This is a genomic window from Terrabacter carboxydivorans (assembly GCF_039532035.1).
Taxonomy (GTDB): Bacteria; Actinomycetota; Actinomycetes; order Actinomycetales; family Dermatophilaceae; genus Terrabacter; species Terrabacter carboxydivorans.
Map to the genome: position 1 here is coordinate 111,543 of NZ_BAAARE010000012.1, position 16,061 is coordinate 127,603.

The 16,061-nt window shown below is 73.3% G+C and carries 19 protein-coding genes; 8 read left to right on the plus strand and 11 right to left on the minus strand.

Features of this window, described 5'->3' with window-relative positions; all coding sequences use genetic code 11:
- The first annotated feature begins 192 nt into the window (after nucleotides 1-192).
- The 3 genes from ABD297_RS14580 to ABD297_RS14590 are packed head-to-tail and all read left to right on the plus strand — an operon-like array spanning nucleotide 193 to nucleotide 1,546.
- A complete protein-coding gene (locus ABD297_RS14580; protein WP_344255743.1) occupies nucleotides 193-504 on the plus strand; it encodes a hypothetical protein in 312 nt (103 codons plus the stop codon).
- On the plus strand, nucleotides 501-992 hold the full coding sequence (locus tag ABD297_RS14585) for a hypothetical protein (protein ID WP_344255745.1): 492 nt from the start codon (nucleotides 501-503) through the stop codon (nucleotides 990-992). The genes ABD297_RS14580 and ABD297_RS14585 overlap by 4 nt, the downstream gene beginning before the upstream one ends.
- Before the next feature lie 56 nt (nucleotides 993-1,048).
- Nucleotides 1,049-1,546: a DUF2505 domain-containing protein gene (locus ABD297_RS14590; RefSeq protein WP_344255747.1), complete on the plus strand. Its 498-nt coding sequence runs from the start codon at nucleotides 1,049-1,051 to the stop codon at nucleotides 1,544-1,546.
- A gap of 140 nt (nucleotides 1,547-1,686) precedes the next feature.
- Here the strand turns inward: ABD297_RS14590 and pruA are convergent, their stop codons facing one another.
- The 8 genes from pruA to ABD297_RS14630 form a co-directional block, all read right to left on the minus strand.
- A complete protein-coding gene (gene pruA, locus ABD297_RS14595) occupies nucleotides 1,687-3,315 on the minus strand; it encodes an L-glutamate gamma-semialdehyde dehydrogenase (RefSeq protein ID WP_344255749.1) in 1,629 nt (542 codons plus the stop codon).
- A gap of 100 nt (nucleotides 3,316-3,415) precedes the next feature.
- Complete coding sequence (locus ABD297_RS14600; protein ID WP_344255751.1) at nucleotides 3,416-3,817, minus strand: DUF4870 domain-containing protein; 402 nt, start codon at nucleotides 3,815-3,817, stop codon at nucleotides 3,416-3,418.
- A gap of 154 nt (nucleotides 3,818-3,971) precedes the next feature.
- Nucleotides 3,972-4,685, minus strand: coding sequence for an SGNH/GDSL hydrolase family protein (locus ABD297_RS14605; RefSeq protein ID WP_344255753.1), 714 nt, complete (start codon nucleotides 4,683-4,685; stop codon nucleotides 3,972-3,974).
- A 60-nt stretch (nucleotides 4,686-4,745) separates the two neighbouring features.
- Nucleotides 4,746-5,759 carry an alpha/beta fold hydrolase gene (locus tag ABD297_RS14610; RefSeq protein WP_344255755.1) on the minus strand — a complete coding sequence of 338 codons (1,014 nt, stop codon included), beginning with the start codon at nucleotides 5,757-5,759 and terminating at the stop codon, nucleotides 4,746-4,748.
- Nucleotides 5,760-5,857: 98 nt separating this feature from the next.
- The gene (locus ABD297_RS14615; RefSeq protein WP_344255757.1) at nucleotides 5,858-6,460 is read right to left on the minus strand and encodes a TetR/AcrR family transcriptional regulator; all 603 of its coding nucleotides are present in this window, start codon (nucleotides 6,458-6,460) and stop codon (nucleotides 5,858-5,860) included.
- A gap of 57 nt (nucleotides 6,461-6,517) precedes the next feature.
- Complete coding sequence (locus tag ABD297_RS14620; RefSeq protein ID WP_344255759.1) at nucleotides 6,518-7,036, minus strand: NUDIX hydrolase; 519 nt, start codon at nucleotides 7,034-7,036, stop codon at nucleotides 6,518-6,520.
- Between the two features lie 6 nt (nucleotides 7,037-7,042).
- Nucleotides 7,043-7,483, minus strand: coding sequence for a DUF6912 family protein (locus ABD297_RS14625; RefSeq protein ID WP_344255761.1), 441 nt, complete (start codon nucleotides 7,481-7,483; stop codon nucleotides 7,043-7,045).
- Nucleotides 7,483-8,904 (minus strand): WS/DGAT/MGAT family O-acyltransferase, encoded by a 1,422-nt coding sequence (locus ABD297_RS14630; protein WP_344255763.1) that lies wholly within the window; start codon nucleotides 8,902-8,904, stop codon nucleotides 7,483-7,485. Before ABD297_RS14630 ends, ABD297_RS14625 begins: the two co-directional genes overlap by 1 nt.
- A gap of 40 nt (nucleotides 8,905-8,944) precedes the next feature.
- On the opposite strand from ABD297_RS14630, the gene ABD297_RS14635 reads away from it, so the two are divergent.
- Together ABD297_RS14635 and ABD297_RS14640 are read left to right on the plus strand one after the other, a co-directional pair.
- Complete coding sequence (locus ABD297_RS14635; protein ID WP_344255764.1) at nucleotides 8,945-9,331, plus strand: hypothetical protein; 387 nt, start codon at nucleotides 8,945-8,947, stop codon at nucleotides 9,329-9,331.
- Between the two features lie 2 nt (nucleotides 9,332-9,333).
- Nucleotides 9,334-10,668, plus strand: coding sequence for a hypothetical protein (locus ABD297_RS14640; protein ID WP_344255765.1), 1,335 nt, complete (start codon nucleotides 9,334-9,336; stop codon nucleotides 10,666-10,668).
- A 119-nt stretch (nucleotides 10,669-10,787) separates the two neighbouring features.
- On the opposite strand, the gene ABD297_RS14645 is transcribed toward ABD297_RS14640, so the two are convergent.
- Both ABD297_RS14645 and ABD297_RS14650 read right to left on the minus strand, forming a co-directional pair.
- Nucleotides 10,788-12,347, minus strand: coding sequence for a hypothetical protein (locus ABD297_RS14645; protein WP_344255766.1), 1,560 nt, complete (start codon nucleotides 12,345-12,347; stop codon nucleotides 10,788-10,790).
- On the minus strand, nucleotides 12,344-13,006 hold the full coding sequence (locus ABD297_RS14650; RefSeq protein WP_344255767.1) for a CpaB family protein: 663 nt from the start codon (nucleotides 13,004-13,006) through the stop codon (nucleotides 12,344-12,346). The genes ABD297_RS14645 and ABD297_RS14650 overlap by 4 nt, the downstream gene beginning before the upstream one ends.
- Nucleotides 13,007-13,282: 276 nt before the next feature.
- Here ABD297_RS14650 and ABD297_RS14655 point away from each other — a divergent pair, with 276 nt between their 5' ends.
- Complete coding sequence (locus ABD297_RS14655; protein WP_344255768.1) at nucleotides 13,283-13,510, plus strand: helix-turn-helix domain-containing protein; 228 nt, start codon at nucleotides 13,283-13,285, stop codon at nucleotides 13,508-13,510.
- A gap of 84 nt (nucleotides 13,511-13,594) precedes the next feature.
- Here the strand turns inward: ABD297_RS14655 and ABD297_RS14660 are convergent, their stop codons facing one another.
- On the minus strand, nucleotides 13,595-14,140 hold the full coding sequence (locus ABD297_RS14660) for a hypothetical protein (RefSeq protein ID WP_344255769.1): 546 nt from the start codon (nucleotides 14,138-14,140) through the stop codon (nucleotides 13,595-13,597).
- A 102-nt stretch (nucleotides 14,141-14,242) separates the two neighbouring features.
- Between ABD297_RS14660 and ABD297_RS14665 the strand changes: the two genes are divergently transcribed.
- Together ABD297_RS14665 and ABD297_RS14670 are read left to right on the plus strand one after the other, a co-directional pair.
- Nucleotides 14,243-15,313 (plus strand): LysM peptidoglycan-binding domain-containing protein, encoded by a 1,071-nt coding sequence (locus ABD297_RS14665; protein WP_344255770.1) that lies wholly within the window; start codon nucleotides 14,243-14,245, stop codon nucleotides 15,311-15,313.
- A complete protein-coding gene (locus tag ABD297_RS14670; protein ID WP_344255771.1) occupies nucleotides 15,313-15,876 on the plus strand; it encodes an Rv3235 family protein in 564 nt (187 codons plus the stop codon). Before ABD297_RS14665 ends, ABD297_RS14670 begins: the two co-directional genes overlap by 1 nt.
- Nucleotides 15,877-16,061: the final 185 nt, after the last annotated feature.

A 16,061-nucleotide genomic window follows, 5' to 3' on the forward strand; every position in this document is an offset into this window, starting at 1 on the left:
TAGTCGGATTCCTCACCGTGCGGCCTGTGCGGCGACACGTCGTTGTGCCGCGCATCTCACCATGTGAGCCTATCGCCGTCCGTCCCCGCGCCCGAACCGGCCCGCCGCCGCGCCTGCGGTCACCTTCGCGGCGCGCACGGCCCCGGTGGAGAACTCCGGGGCGGGAGGGGCAGGAGTCCCTAGAGTGGTGACATGACCGACGGGAGCCCGGGGGCGGGTGCTGCGGACCCGGCCATCCTCCGAGCCCTCACGACCGGCCGCTCCACGACGCGGACGATGTCGGACGAGCTGCTGACGCATCTGCCCGACCTCGGTGACCTTCCGACGCAGCGCGCCCTCGACGCGTGGGTCGAGCAGGCGGCCGACACCTTGCGGGCGCTCTCGGAGGCGCTCGAGGAGCGGCTGCTCGAGCTCGGCTCCGCTCGATCGCTCCCGCCGGCCGTCGACGACCAGTCCTCCTCCGCGACAACGGGATCCGCCTCGAGACGGGGTGACGCCTGGTGACTCTCTCGGCGGGCGACGCCGGCTCCACCTCCGCCCTCGGCGGTGCGCTGCGCACGCAGGCCGGCGGCCTGGCCGACTTCGTCGTCGACCTCGACGCGGCAGCCCGTCGAGCAGCGCGCACCGGCTCCCCCGACGTGACGGGCCCCGAGCGCGACCTCGTGACACGCGCCGCCACCGAGCTCGACCGCGTCGGCGGACTGCTGCAGTCGTGGACCACCACGGCCGTCGAGTCCGCCGCCCGCGTGCGCGCCCTCGAGCCGGCACTGACCCGTTTCGACCTCGTCATCGACGGGCAGCTCGTCGTCGAACGCTCGGGGCCGAGCCGGGTCGAGCCGGGCGAGAGGCTGGCCGAGCGCGACCGCCTCCAGGAGCTGCTCAACCGCGTCACCGCCGTGCGGTCGCGCGAGCAGGCACGGCTGCGCCGCGAGCTCGAGGCGTCCGCGACGACGCTCGCAGCGCTGTCCGACCGCGCCCGCTCAGGCGCCTGACCCGGTCGACGACACACCTCCTCGCGTGCCTGCCCCCGTGCAATAGCGTGGCGGCCATGAAGATCTCCGAGACGATCACGTATGCCGCGCCGCCCGAGGCCGTCTACGCCATGGTCACCGACCGCGCCTTCCAGGAGCGCAAGTGCGTCGAGGCCGGCGCGCAGCGTCACGAGGCGGCGGTCAGCCCGGCCGGAGACGGCGCCCGCGTCGTCACCAAGCGCGACCTGCCCGCCGACGACCTGCCCGACTTCGCCAAGTCCATCGTCGGGCCGACCCTCTCGGTGACCGAGACCTACGAGTGGGGCTCCCCGGCGGCGGACGGTTCCCGCACCGGCACCCTGACGGTCGAGGTCGCCGGCGCTCCCGTCGCGATGCGCTCGGCCGTGCGCCTCGCACCGTCGGGCGGCGGCACGCAGATCACCATCGAGGGCGACCTCAAGGCCTCGATCCCGCTCTTCGGCGGCAAGGTCGAGAAGGCTGCCGCCCCGGCCGTCATCGACGCGATCCGCAGCGAGCAGCGCACCGGCAACGCCTGGCTCTCCGAGCGCGCCTGACAGCGCCGGCACGCCGGTCTGCCGCTCGCCCGGGCTCCGGGTTCCGGGCGGCGGCGCCAGTCCTCAGCCACACGCCGCAGGGCCCGCCTCCACCCGGAGACGGGCCCTGCGGCATACGCGCTCAGCAGGTCAGCCGGCGCTCACCCCATGTGCGGGTAGGTGTGGTTCGTCGGCGGCACGAACGTCTCCTTGATCGAGCGGACGCTCGTCCAGCGGAGCAGGTTCTGCGCCGCCCCGGCCTTGTCGTTGGTGCCGGAGGCGCGGCCGCCACCGAAGGGCTGCTGGCCGACGACGGCGCCGGTCGGCTTGTCGTTGACGTAGAAGTTGCCGGCGGCGAAGCGCAGGCGCTTGGTGGCGTCGGCGATGACGCGGCGGTCCTGGGCGATGATCGATCCGGTCAGGCCGTAGGGGGCGAAGCGCTCCATCTGGTCGAGCACCGTGTCGTACTGCGCGTCGGGGAAGACGTGCACCGACAGGATCGGCCCGAAGTACTCGGTGCGGAACGACTCGTCGGCGGCGTCCTTGATCTCGAGGACCGTCGGGCGCACGAAGTAGCCGACCGAGTCGTCGTAGGTGCCGCCCGCGACGACGTCGATGCCCTTGGCCGCGTGGGCGCGGTCGATGGCGTCCTTGTGCTTGGCGAACGCCCGGTCGTCGATGACGGCGCCCATGAAGTTGGACAGGTCGGTGACGTCGCCCTGGGTCAGGCCGTTGGTGATGTCGACGAGGTCGCCCTTGATCTGCTTCCACACCGAGGCGGGGACGTAGGCGCGCGAGGCGGCCGAGCACTTCTGGCCCTGGAACTCGAAGGCGCCGCGGATCATCGCGGTGCGCAGCACGGCCGGGTCGGCGCTCGGGTGCGCGAGGATGAAGTCCTTGCCACCGGTCTCGCCGACGAGGCGCGGGTAGGTGCGGTAGCGGTCGAGGTTGGTGCCGACCTCGTGCCACAGGTGCTTGAACGTCGGCGTCGAGCCGGTGAAGTGGATGCCGGCGAGGTCCTCGTCGCGCAGCGCCACCTTGCTGACGTTGATGCCGTCGCCGGTCACGAGGTTGATGACGCCGGGCGGCATGCCGGCCTCCTCGAGCAGCTCCATCGTCAGCTGGGCCGCGAGCTGTTGCGTCGGGCTCGGCTTCCACACGACGGTGTTGCCCATGAGGGCCGGGGCGGTCGGCAGGTTGCCGGCGATGGCCGTGAAGTTGAACGGGGTGACCGCGTAGACGAAGCCCTCGAGGGAGCGGTAGTCCGAGCGGTTCCAGATGCCCTTGGCGTTGAGGGGCGGCTGCTGCTCCAGGATCTGCCGGGCGAAGTGGACGTTGATGCGCCAGAAGTCGATGAGCTCGCACGCGGCGTCGATCTCGGCCTGGTAGGCCGTCTTGCTCTGGCCGAGCATTGTCGCCGCGTTGAGGCGGGCGCGCCACGGGCCGGAGAGCAGCTCGGCGGCCTTGAGCAGGATGGCGGCGCGGTCGTCGAACGACAGCTCGCGCCACATCGGGGCGGCGGCCTTGGCGGCGTCGACGGCGGCCTGCCCCTCCTTGACGGTGGCGTTGCGCAGCGTGCCGAGCACCTTGCGGTGCGCGTGCGGCTGGCGCACGGCGATCTTGCGCCCCGTGCCGACCACGCGCTCGCCGTTGATCGTGTGGGGCAGCTCGGTCTGGGTGGACCCCAGCTCGGCGAGGGCGACCTCGAGCGCGGCTCGCTCGGGCGAGCCCGGCGCGTAGTCGAGCACCGGCTCGTTGGCCGGTGCGGGCACGTGGGTCACGGCGTCCATCAAGTTCTCCTGCGGTTGGCACGGTCTGCGCCCGGGGGCGCGATGGGGTGGCCGCCTCGTGGGCAGCCACCCCATCGTTCCATGCCTGCCGCAGTGGAGCTCAGTGCAGGACGGGGATGCTCCACGGGTAGCGGAAGGACTCACCGCGGTTGGCGGCCATGGCGGCGCGCACGTGGAACCAGATGCCGGCCAGGACCGCGACGATCCACACGATGATCGCGACGGGGATCAGCAGGACGGTGAAGAACATGACCCAGCCGACGATGATCGCGGCCCACACGGCGAGGTTGAAGTTGAAGGACCCGGCCGCCGCCTGGCGCACGAACGCGCTGCGGTCCTTGTAGATGGCCCAGATGACGAGCGGGCCGACGAAGCTGAGCCAGCCCACGGAGATGACGGCAGCGACGAGCGCGGCGAGGTGGCCGAGGACGGCCCAGGTGCGCTCCTCGCTCGTCGGCGTCAGCGACTGGCCGGACGACGGATTCGGGATCGGTTGTGTCATGACTCCATGGTCGCGCGCGAAGGCCCGGTTCCGCTGCTGGGGAGTGCCCTGATCCGACCCTGAGCCGTCCCTGACCGGCGCCGGGCTCCGCGTCCGTCGGAGACCGAGCGGACCCGCGCCCGTCGTGACGTGTGCAGTGGCGTATGCCGTGTGGTCAGGCGGGCGCCCCGACGGCGTCGGCGACCTCGAGCGAGCAGACGTCACTGGCCGGGTCGGCGAGGTCGAGAGCCTCGAGGAGCGTCAGCGTCAGCTCGTGGTGGCCGCGGGCGCCCGGGTGGAACGAGTCGTCGAGCCAGCCGTCCGGCGCGACGTCGGCGCCCACGCCGGACGCGGCACTCGCCCACGCCCCGGCGTGGTCCACGACGAGGACGCCGAGGTCGCGGGCGACCTCGCGAACGGCTTCGGCGTACAGGCCGATGAGGTGGGGGCTTCGGCCGCCGTCCTCGAGCACCGGTGGCGGCGTCTGGAGCACGACGGTGGCGCCGACGTCGCGGGAGCGCTGGACGATCTGGTCTAGGCGGTAGCGGAACCCGCGCACGCCGTCCTCACCGTTGAGGATGTCGTTGGTGCCGAACATCACGAAGACGACGTCGGGCGCGAATCGTCCTGCACGCCAGTGGAACTCGGGCAGCAGGTCCTCGGTGGTCGCACCGGACACCCCGGAGTTGATGACCGCGTCACCGCGTCGCCCGAGCTCACCGCGGACGCGCTCGGCGAAGTGCTCGACGTAGCCGCGGTGGCCGTGCGTGTGCGTGACGCCCTGGGTGATGCTGTCGCCGAGGAACACCCAGGTCACGGGCGGCCCGGCGAGGATCTCGCGGAGGCGGTCGGCATCGCGGCGCGCGTACTCGTCAGCGGTGAAGTCCATCCGCGCAAGGTAACAAGGGATCGACTGACCGCGACTCCCCCGGACCAGCACGTGGGACGCTCAAGCCGCCCCGACGCGGGAGTCGACGCAGGCGGCCTCCTCCGTGGTCGCCACCTCCGGACGAGAGGCCCGGGCGAGGGGCTGTGGCCGGTCCTCGCCGTGGAGGGTGGCCTCGACCGGCAGCCGGTCGACGAACCGGGCAACCGCTCCGCCGACCCCCGCGTCGGCGAGCAGGCGCCGGTGGCCCAGCCCCGCGGTCGAGAGCAGCTGAGCGCCGGGCCACGACCTCACCAGCAGCCTCGACGGCTCGTGGGGCACCTCCCGGTCGAGCAGGTCGTGGACGACGAGCAGCTCGGGGCGCTCCCGGTCCGTCAGCGTCGCGGCGATCGTGGCGAGCCCCAGCTCGCCCGGTGCGTAGCCGGTACGACGGCGCACCCGCTCGACGAGCCGCGCCATCGTCCTCTCCCCCAGCCCCAGCTCGCTCCGCAGGGCCTCGAGCAGGTCGGGTATGCCGCTGGGCGGGGCCAGCAGCACGACGCGCTCGGTCGCGAGCCAGCCGTCCCGGACGGCCAGCAGGGTGCTGAGGGCTCCCATCGAGTGCGCGACGACGGCGCGCGCGGGCCCGAACCGCGCCGCGACCGCGTCGAGCGAGCGGCCGAGCTCGACGGCGTCGCTCGAGGCCGGGCCGTGGGCACCGGGGTCGGAGCGGCCGTGGCTCAGGCCGTCGAACGCGACGACCTGGAACCGGCGGTCGAGGAGCGGCGCGACGAGGGGGGTGAGCTGCTCGAGCGTGCCGCCCCAGCCGTGCACGAGGTAGACGACAGGCCCCTGCCCCCAGGTCCAGCCACGGACGGTGCGGCCGCGGAGTGCCACCTCGAACGGCGACCCGAGCAGCTCACGGACCGGCGTGGCACCGGCGTGACGGGCGGGACGGGGGCTCGTCGAGGGCAGCCGGAACCAGAGGCGCTCGGCGAGTCGCGCCCCGAGGGACGGGGTCAGGGGTTCTGCGACTCTCGTCGAGGCGCAGATAAACGACCGAACGATCGTGCTTTTATGAGCCGAAGAAATAGTCATGTTGTCTCCTCTTCCGGGTGGGTGGGCCGCGCCGGTCGGCGTCGGCCTCGACGGGTAGGTGCTGTCGTGGGTGGGAGGTCGGAACCGCAGCCGGCGGTTCAGGCCGACTGCGCGACGGGGCGGCAGGCCTCGACGAGCCGGTCGAAGGCACGGCGGGCTCGCTCCTCCGCGCGACCGTCGCGCATGAGACGGCGCGCGTGGTGGTGGGCGAGCACGATGCCCTCGAGCTCGTAGGCGAACTGCTCGGGGTCGACGTCGTCGCGGAAGTCGCCCTCGCTCACGGCCGTGCCGACGATGAGCGTCACCGACTCGAGCTTGTCGCGCTCGGCGCGCACGAGCTCGTCACGGACCGGCCCCTCCTGGTCGTCGAACTCGCTGGCCGCATCGACGAAGATGCATCCCCCGTCGAAGGCCGTGGACTGCCAGGTGATCCACCGGTCGAAGAACTCACGCACCCGCGCCTCCCCACGCGGGGCGGCGATCGTCGGACGCATGACGACGTCGGTGAACTTCTCGCGCGCGTGCTGGAGCACCTGGACCTGGAGCGACTCCTTGGAGGCGAAGTGGGCATAGAGGCCGCTCTTGCTCAGCATCGTCGCGGCCGCGAGCGAGCCGATCGTCAGGCCACCGAGCCCGACGAGCGAGGCGAGCTCGGTCGCCTCGTCGAGGATCGCGACCTTCGTGTTCTCACCCTTGCCCATGGCTCATAAAAGCACGATCGTTCGTCCACGACAAGGGTGTGCTGGCGTTCGCTTCGGTCAGGCCGCTCCGGTGAGCCAGGAGCGCACGATCCCCGACCAGACGGCCACGCTGTCGGGCACGACGGTCGACGCCTCGGCGTCGAGGCGTCGCACGAGCTCCTCCAGCGTCACCCACTCGCCCCACGACACCTCCTCGGGCTGCCACCGGATCGGCCCGTCCCACGTCACGACGAAGCGGAAGGCGCGGTAGCGGGTGTGGTCGTCGGCGTAGTCCGCGACGCCCAGGGGCTCGAGCGGGACGCCGACGACCCCGAGCTCCTCCTCGACCTCGCGCACGGCGCCGACGGCGGGGTCCTCGCCGGCGAGGACGACTCCCCCGGCCGCGAAGTCGAGCAGGCCCGGATAGACGTCCTTCGTCGTGGTGCGCCGGTGCAGGTAGACCCGCCCCAGCGGGTCGCGCACGAGCACGGACGACGCCGCGTGCCTGAGGTTGCGCGCCCGCATGACCGAGCGGGGCGCCGTCCCCACGACCTCGCCGGACTCGTCGTAGAGGGCGACCTCCTCGTCGTCGGCCACGACGGCTCAGCCGAAGAAGGAGCGCACGTCGTCGAGCTCGGTCACGTCGTACCAGAGCAGCTCGTCGGCCTCGTCGTCGACACCGCCGGTCACCTCGTCGTCGACGTGGAACGACGCCACCCGCGAGAGCGGCACCGGCGCCGTCAGCACGACCTTGGACACGGGCACCCCGTCACGCGGGGACACCCACGCGGGATCTGCGTCCGCGGAGGCGACGACGCGACGGTCCGAGCGGGCCGACCGCAACCCGGCCGCAGCTGCGACGGCGTCGCTGAAGGCGGCGTACTCGAGGTCCTCCACGTCGAGACCCGGCGCGGCCTGCTCCAGACCCGACGTCACGGCATACGCCGTCCGAGGGGTGCCGGGACCAGCGGCGAGCGAGCCCGTGGCCGCGAGCTCCTCGAGCTGCGACCTGCCCAGCGGCACGTAGACGCGCACGACCGGCATCAGGACTCCCTTCCGCTCGTCAGCTCCGCGAGCGACTCAACGATGGACTGGCCGAGCACGTCGACGTCGGGCATCGCGTCGCGGTCGGCGTTGAGGCCGAAGTAGACGCCGCCGTTGTAGGACGTGATCCCGATCGACAGGGCCTGCCCCTTGGCCAGCGGTGTCACCGGGTAGGTCGAGAGCATCTCGGCGTCACCGGCATAGAGCGGGGTCTGCGGGCCGGGCACGTTGGTGATCATGACGTTGTAGAGCCGGCGCGACATGGCGGAGCCGAGCCGGGCGCCCAGCGCGTGCAGGGTGGGCGGCGCGAAGCCCGCGAGGTTGGCGAGCGAGGTGGCACCCACGGCCTGGCCCCCCTCCATCTGCTGGCGCATGGCGAACGCGATCTGGTGCAGTCGCATCGAGGCGCCGGGCTCTCCCACGGGCAGGTTGACGACGCACGCCATGACCTGGTTGGCGTACATCCCGGCGGGGTCGTCGCCGTAGATGCTGACCGGCACCATGGCGCGCACGGAGGTGTGGGGGCTGACCGCCTCACCCCGCCCCAGCAGCCAGGCGCGGAAGCCTCCCGCGATCGTGGCGAGCACGACGTCGTTGATCGTGACGTCCTCGGCGTAGGCACCCCGGGCGAGCCGCTTGCGCACGAGGCGGTAGTCCTCGAGGTCGGTCGCGATCATGACCCACCGCCGGGCCGAGCCGATCTCGGCGTTGAGCGGGGAGTCGGGCGCCGGACGGGCTGCCGTGCGCGCCACCGTCGAGAGCACCTGGCCCGCGGACTCCACGGCCCGCATGCCGACGTTGAGGGCGTCGTTGAGGCCGCCCCGCACGAGGTCGACGACCTGGGTCGGGCGGCGCACGGCGTCGATGACCGCGCCGGTCACGAGCTCGACCGACGACGGCGGGCGGCTCGGCTCCCAGGGCGTCACGAAGTCGACCTCGTCCTCACCCTTGACCGCGTCGACGATGACGTGCGCGATGTCGAGGGCGTTGACGCCGTCGATGAGGGCGTGGTGGGTCTTGGTGACGATGGCGAAGCGCCCGTCGTGCAGGCCCTCGACGAGGTAGACCTCCCACAGCGGCCGGGTGCGGTCGAGCTTGCGCGGCTGGACGCGTGCGACGAAGTCCTGCAGCTGCCGGTCGCTGCCCGGGCGCGGCAGCCCGGCCCTGCGCACGTGGTAGCCCATGTCGAACGCCTCGTCGTCGACCCACACCGGGTTGGCGATGCGCCCGGGCACGTCGAGGACCTTCTGGCGGAACCGCGGGATGGCGCCGATGCGGCTCTCGATGATCCGCACGAGCTGGTCGTAGTCGAAGCCCTCCCGCGGCGGCTCGAAGACCATGACCGACCCGACGTGCATCGACGTGGTGGACTCCTCGAGGTAGAGGAACGACGCGTCGAGCGAGGTCAGCCGGTCAGACATGGTCACACTCTGCCAGACCGGCTTGCCTAGGATCGTGGCCATGCGTGCGTTTCGAGCCCTTCCGTATGCCGTGTGCGTCCTCACCCTCGCGGTGGTGGGCGGCTGCTCCTCCGCCACGTCGGACCCCGGGTCCGGCGCAGCCGGCGCGGCCGTCTCGACCGGCAGCGTCAGGCGTCTCGCGGTCACGATCACCGGCAAGACCGTGACGCCCGCCCCGGCACAGGTCGACCTGCCGATCGGCTCGACGCTCGAGCTCGTCGTGACGAGCGACCACGACGACGAGCTGCACGCGCACGGCTTCGAGGTCGAGGAGGCGCTCAAGGCCGGCGTGCCGACGACGCTCCGGCTCACGGGCAAGGAGGCCGGGTCCTACGAGGTGGAGACCCACGACCCGGCCCTGACGCTGCTCACGGTCGCCGTCCGCTGACCGTGGCCGTCCTCTCCCCGGCCCTGGTCCCGGCCCACGGCGTCGGCAGCCGGGGCGACCTGCCGCTGCCGTTCACGGCGCTCGTCATCGCCGCGGTCGCAGCCCTCGTCATCTCGTTCGTCGCCATCGGCACGCTCTGGCGCGAGCCCCGGCTGCGTGACACCGACGGGGTGCTGCTGCCGGGCCCGCTGGCGGCGTTGCTCGACTCCCGTGCGCTCCGCGTCGTGGCCCGGGTCCTCGCCGCGGCGCTCACGCTGTGGACGCTGGCCGCGCTCGTCCTCGGGCCGGACTCTGCCCGCAACCCCGTGCCCCACGTCGTCTACGTCTGGCTGTGGGTCGGCCTCGCCTTCTCCTCGATGCTGCTGGGCCCGATGTGGCGCGTCATCAACCCGGTCCGCGCGCTGCACGCCGGTCTCCTGCGCCTGGCCCGCGTCTCGCCGGACCTCGCGGTCCTGCCCTACCGGTGGGGACTCTGGCCGGCCGCGCTCGGCCTGGGGACGTTCACCTGGGTCGAGCTGGTCGCCGAGGACAACACCTCGCTCGGCTTCCTCCAGCTCCTGGTCGGCGGGTTCTTCGCGGTGTCGCTGCTGGGCTCGGCGGTGTTCGGCCGCACCTGGTTCGACCACGCCGACCCCTTCGAGGCGTGGTCGCGCCTGCTCGGCCTGCTCTCGCCCCTCGGCCGCCGCCGGGACGGTCGCTGGGTGCTGCGCACCCCGCTGCACGGCGTCAACGGCCTGCGAGGCCAGCGCGGGCTCGTGCCGACGGTCGCCGTCATGCTGGGCGGGACGGCCTACGACGGCTTCTCGGCGAACCTGTCCTGGTCGACGTTCGTGCAGAGCTCCCCGGTCCCCTCCTCGTTGCTCAAGACCGCCACCCTGCTCGCCTTCTTCGGCCTCGTCGCGGTGACGATCTGGCTCGCGTCGGTCGTCTCGGTGCGACTCTCCCGCGAGCCCTTCACCCGGTCCTTCACGTTCGTCAGCGACATCGCCCCGTCGCTCATCCCGATCGCCGGCGGCTACGTCGTCGCGCACTACTGGTCGCTGTGGGTCTACCAGGGGCAGTACGCCTGGCGCCTGCTCACCGACCCCCTCGGGACCGGGGCCGACCTGCTCGGCACGGCCGGCCTCACGCCGAACGACCTGCTGATCCAGCCCACCCTCGTCGCGACGATCCAGGCCGTGAGCATCGTCATCGGCCACCTGCTCGGGGTCCTCGCGGCCCACGAGCGCGCGATCACGGTCCTCGACCGTCGCGCCGCCGTGGTCGGCCAGGTGCCGCTCATGGTCGTCATGATCATCTACACCCTCGGCGGCCTCACGATCCTCTTCGCGCCCTGACCACAGTGGGAGCGGCAGCGGTGGTTGCCCACGCGCCAGCCGCTCACGACCGGTCGCCCCCCTCCGGTCGCTCCCCCTCGGACGGCTAGCTCACCGTCCGGCGTTCACGACCCGGTCTCTCACGCCCCCACGGCGGCCGAGCGACCACGTCGGGGCGAGCGGCGACGCCGGTCTCGACGGTCGCGTCGCTGCCCGGGCGCGACGGTCCACGGCAGCACGACGGTGGCGAGGTCGGCCACGGCGGTGCGCACCGCGGACTCGGGAGCGTGCTCGACGACCGAGCGTCCCGCGAGCAGCGCCGAGTCGAGGGTGGCGGGGTCGTCGGGCACGAAGCGCACCGTGGTGAGCCCGGCGAAGCGCAGCAGCGAGTCGGCGATGCGCGACTCGGGCCGTGAGCCCACGGCTGCGCTGCGGACCCGGTTGACGACCGGCACCGGGTCTCCCGACGGGACGGTGCCGAGCTCCTGGAGGCCGCGGACGAAGCGCTGCAGCGCCACGGGGTCGGCGCCCCCGACGGCCACGACGACGTCGGAGGCCGCGAGCGAGGTCAGCGTCGCCTCGTTGCGGCGCGGAGCGACCGTGTCGTAGCTCAGCTCCTCGTCGTCCTCGAGGCAGAAGCCACAGTCGACCACGACCACCTGAACCAGTGACCGGCTCAGCTCGAGCACGCGCTCGAGGGCGGCGGCGCGCACCTCCGGCCAGCGCTCGGCCTTGGGCAGCCCGGTCAGCACGCGCAGGCCCGGGGCGACGGTGGGTGCGATGCGTGAGAGCGCCGCCAGGTCGAGCAGGCCCTGGTCGGCGGCCCGGCAGGCGGCCGCGATGCCCGGGGCCTCGTCGAGCAGCCCCAGGGTCTGGGCCACGCACCCGCCGTAGGTGTCGGCATCGACGAGGAGCACCTCGACGCCGCGGCTCGCCACCTCGGCGGCCAGCGTCGAGGCGATCGTCGTGCGACCCGGCGCCCCGGTGGGTCCCCAGACCGCGACGACGGGGGCGCGCTCCGGGCCGCGACGCGCCCCGGAGGCGGCAGTCTCGGCCTCGAGGCCGCCTGCCGGAGCCCACCCGCCGGTCGCCGCGTCCTCGTCGTCACGCGAGGACCCGGTGTCGGCACCGGCGGGGCGCCATCCGGTGCCGGCACCGTCGGTGTCGGAGCCTGCGTCGGTGCTCGAGGCACCTCCGGACGCGGACCTCGCCCCGGCGCCCTCGCCGGCCGGGTCCGGAGCCTCGCCGAGTCCGTGGAGCCCGTGCGGCCCGGCGAGCTCGGACGGTCCCGTGGGCTCGACGGCGCCGGTGGGTCCGGAGCCGCGCAGCGAGGCCTCGAGCTCGTCGGTGGCGGCGCGGCCGTCCTCGAGGGCCGTCGCCCAGCGTTCGGCGTCCGCGTCGACCGGGACGGTGACGGTGACGGTCAGCTGGCGCAACCTCCGCTCGGCGGTCTCGTCGTCGGCCGGGTGGACGCCGATGACGCGGACCCGGTTGGCACGCAAGCGGCCCACGACCGCAAGGTCGACACCTCGCAGGTCGGAGGAGATGACCGCGGTGTCGCCGAGCCCCGCCTCGGCCACCGACAGCAGCTCGGCCACGTCGGCACAGCGACGGCTCACCGTCACCCCGCGAACACCCTCGAGCACGGTGGCCACCGCCGACTCCCACTGCGGGCTGAGGGCGGTCAGGACCTCGGTCATGCCCCGCCGCCGGTGGCTGAGCCCACGGAGGGCACCAGCGTCAGCTTCGCCTCACCGTCGACCGCCTCGACGAGCGGCTGCACCTTGTCCGACGGCACGTAGATCTGCACGGACGTCATGGAGCCGGAGCCGAACCCCCCGCTGCTCGTCAGCACTGCCGCGACGGCTGCGGACTGGAGCACCTTCTTCGTGGGCGTCGTGGCGGCATCGCTCGCGCTCGAGGTCTTCGGCGTCACGAAGACGTCGACACGGCTCCCGCGGGTCAGGCCGGTCGTCGACATGGCATCGGCCCGGACCGTCACGCGCTGCACGTCGACGGCATCGGCGCCGCCGACGGCCGAGAGGGGCACGAGCTCGCCGGCCCGCACGTCGCGGAGCATGAACGCCCCGGTCGGCGGCGGCGCGTCGGCGGGCAGGTAGGCGTTCATCCCGTCGGCGAGCCGCACGTCCGCCCGCTCGAAGGAGGTCTGCTGGACCTCGTCACCGGCCACGAGGTTGCTGGCAGCCACCCAGACCGGCACCCGGTCGTCGGCGCTCGCGACCGCCTTCGCGCCGAGCGTCGCGGCGACGACGACGAGGAGCACGCCCACGACGAGGCGGCTGTCGCGCCACGACGGGCGAGCAAGGCGCTTGGCGCTGGGACTGGCCAGCTCGGTCATGGGACCCCCTGTGATCCGTCGGTTCATGGCTCGTCGGCCCGACGACTGGCCCGGACGACGCGGCATCATCTTGCATCACCGGGGGCGGGAGCGCCCGTCGAGGTGCACAGGTGGGGACAACCGTGAAGGCCCCCGCCGTGGAATCCCTAGGATGAGGGGGTCATCCGCGCAGCCTCGCCGCCAGGGGGCGAGGCTCGCAGGGACGCGCCCCACCCCGCCACGGGTACGGGTGAGAACGAGGCGGTCGACACGGCCGTGCCAGAAGAGGGAGTCAACGTGGCCCAGCGGTTCCTGCAGCTCGCCGAGGTGTCCGAGATCCTCAACATCTCCTCCGCGCAGGCCTACGCCCTCGTGCGTTCCGGCGAGCTCCCCGCCATCAAGATCGGCGGCCGGGGCCAGTGGCGGGTCGAGGCCACCGAGCTCGAGAGCTACATCCAGCGGATGTACGCCGAGACGAAGTCCTTCGTGCAGGCCCACCCGTTCGGCGGTGCCGGCGAGGAGTGACCCGCCGCCCGCCGCGACGCCACGTCGCGGTGGCCCCCCACGGCGCTGCGGAGCGGCACGGCGCTGCGGCTCGGCACGGATGCGCTAGATCCGTCGGACCGAGCCGAGGGACCAGAACGGCACGAGCAGCCTCCCCGTGACGTTGGCCGTGCGCCGCGTCTCGTCGGATGCGTGCTCGGCGAGCTCGAGGTGGTCGGCCCCCACGACGTCGATCGTCCCCGTCGCGAGGTGACCGTCCACGTCGGCGACCTCGACCACCGCCCGATCTCGGCACACCGCGCGCAGGGCCGCCCCGATGCCGAACCGTCGCGCCACGACCGATGGCGTGCGCGCTCCGGGGCCGATCCCCGAGACCGCCCGCACCGCCGGGAGGGCCACGAGGACGGGACGCTCAGGCGCCGTCTCGACGAGCGCCCAGTCGGGTCCGACGTCGAGGAGCCGACCGGTCACGACCCGTCCGGACAGGCGCAACGCAGCGCGCGGCGCGTCGAGGTTGGCGAGCAGCCGCGTGTGCAGGTCGAGCTGGGCGCGCTCGCGCCGGGTGCGGTCGGCGACCTCCGAATCGAGCTCGCGCACCTCGTCGAGCGCGAGCTGTGCCTCGAGGTCGTCGAAGAGCCGGTCCCAGCGCATGTGCTCCACCCTCCATGGCCGGCAGACGCTCTGCCAACCCGAGATCCTTCTTGACCAAAACCATACTTGACCAATCACAAGCAAACTGCATTAAATGAATACATGCACAGGGGATCGCAGTCGACCAGGATGGGTAGCGGCAGGGCTCACACCCGCCGGCCACGCGAGCGCCGAACGGCCCGAGAGCTGGCAGGAGCTCTGCTCGGGCTCGGTCTCGCAGCCGCGGCCCTGACGCTCTTCGCCACCCTGGTGCGCCAGGCGCCGGGGCTCTCCGCTGCCACCCGACCCGACGACGTCCTGCTCGTCCTGCTCGGATGGGTGGGCCTGCTCCTGGCGGCCTGGCTGGCCCTGGGATCTCTCCTGGCCGTGGCGGCGCTCTCGCCCGGAGCCGTGGGACGCGCAGCGGCTGGTGTCGCCGACCGCGTCACGCCGGTCGCGGTCCGCAAGACGCTGGCGCTCGCGCTCGGAGCCTCGGTCGGCTCCCTGGCCCTGCCGCCGGCGCTCGTCTCTGTCGCCGGCTCCGGGCCGGTCGGTCGCAGCACCGGCGCCCACGAACCGGATGCCCGGACCACCGGGACCGGCCCGTCGCTCGGTCTGGCACCGGGCTTCACACCCACCGAGGCGGTCCCGGGATTCACCCCCTCGACCGACGCCGGCCGCGGCGTCGCCGCTCCGCCTGCCGCCCCCGCGCCTCGGCCCCCCGACGGTCCCGGTTACGCGCCGACGGCTCCCGACGCCGGCCCGGCCTCGACGGGACGAGCCGACAGGGTCCGGGCCCGTGGCACCACCGTTTCACGGACGGCGTCCGGACCCGGCTACGTCCCCTCGGCGCCCCCGGCCGTCCACGACGCCGACCGCTCCCGCCTGATGGCGCCGACCCCGCGAGTGACGACAGCGGCCCACGACCTCGTGACCGTCCGACGCGGCGACTCCCTCTGGTCCGTGGCGGCGCGGTACCTCGGCTCCAGCGCCACCGACGCCGAGGTCGCCCGGGAGTGGCCGCGGTGGTACGCCGCGAACCGTGACGTCGTGGGAGACGACCCCGACCTGCTCACTCCCGGCCAGCTGCTCCGGCCACCGGACGCTGTCGTCGGCTCGTCCGCCGTCCGCCACCCCTCCGCATCCGCCGCCGGCCCCGAGGCAGGCGCCACAGCACAGCAAGGAGACCAGTGATGGCACGCACGACCACGACGGGTTCGACCCCCGCCGTCGACTCCTCTCCCACCGGACCCGGCGGCAGCCGTGACGGCTTCACCGTCCGGCGCATCCCGCAGACGGCGCCCCGGATCATCAGCGCCGACGAGGCCTGGCACGGCGAGCAGCCCTACGCGCAGGACGCCCTGGCGCTCGACTTCTTCGGCGCCCGTGACGACGAGGAGTTCGGTCGTCAGCCCACCCGATCGGCCCAGCTGCCCGAGCCCGCGCCGCTCGTGGGTCGCCTGGCGCAGGCCATCGTCGAGGTCGTCTCGGGCCAGCGGCCGGCACCGCAGCTCATCCGGCACACCGCACCGACCATCTACTCCGTCCTCGCCCGCCAGGCCATGGTCGCGGGGCGGCGCCGGGTCCCCGGGCCGCGACGGCCGGCGATCGTGCGTCGCGTCCGGGTGTGCGAGCCTGCCGACGGCGTCGTCGAGGCCTGCGCCGTCGTGGTGTCGCACGGCCGCGTCCGGGCCCTGGCGCTGCGGCTCGAGGGCCTCGACGGCCGCTGGCTCGTCACGGCGCTCACGATCGGCTGAGCCACACGGCATACGTCCAGCGGGCAGCCCCGGCACACCTCGCCACGACACCACACCGCCCACCCGACATCCACGCGACATCACGTGACCTCCACGCGGGCACCCACCCGGCACCCACCCGGCACCCGCGGGACCCGTCCACGGAGCACGCGAACGGCCCGGGCACCACGAGGGGTGCCCGGGCC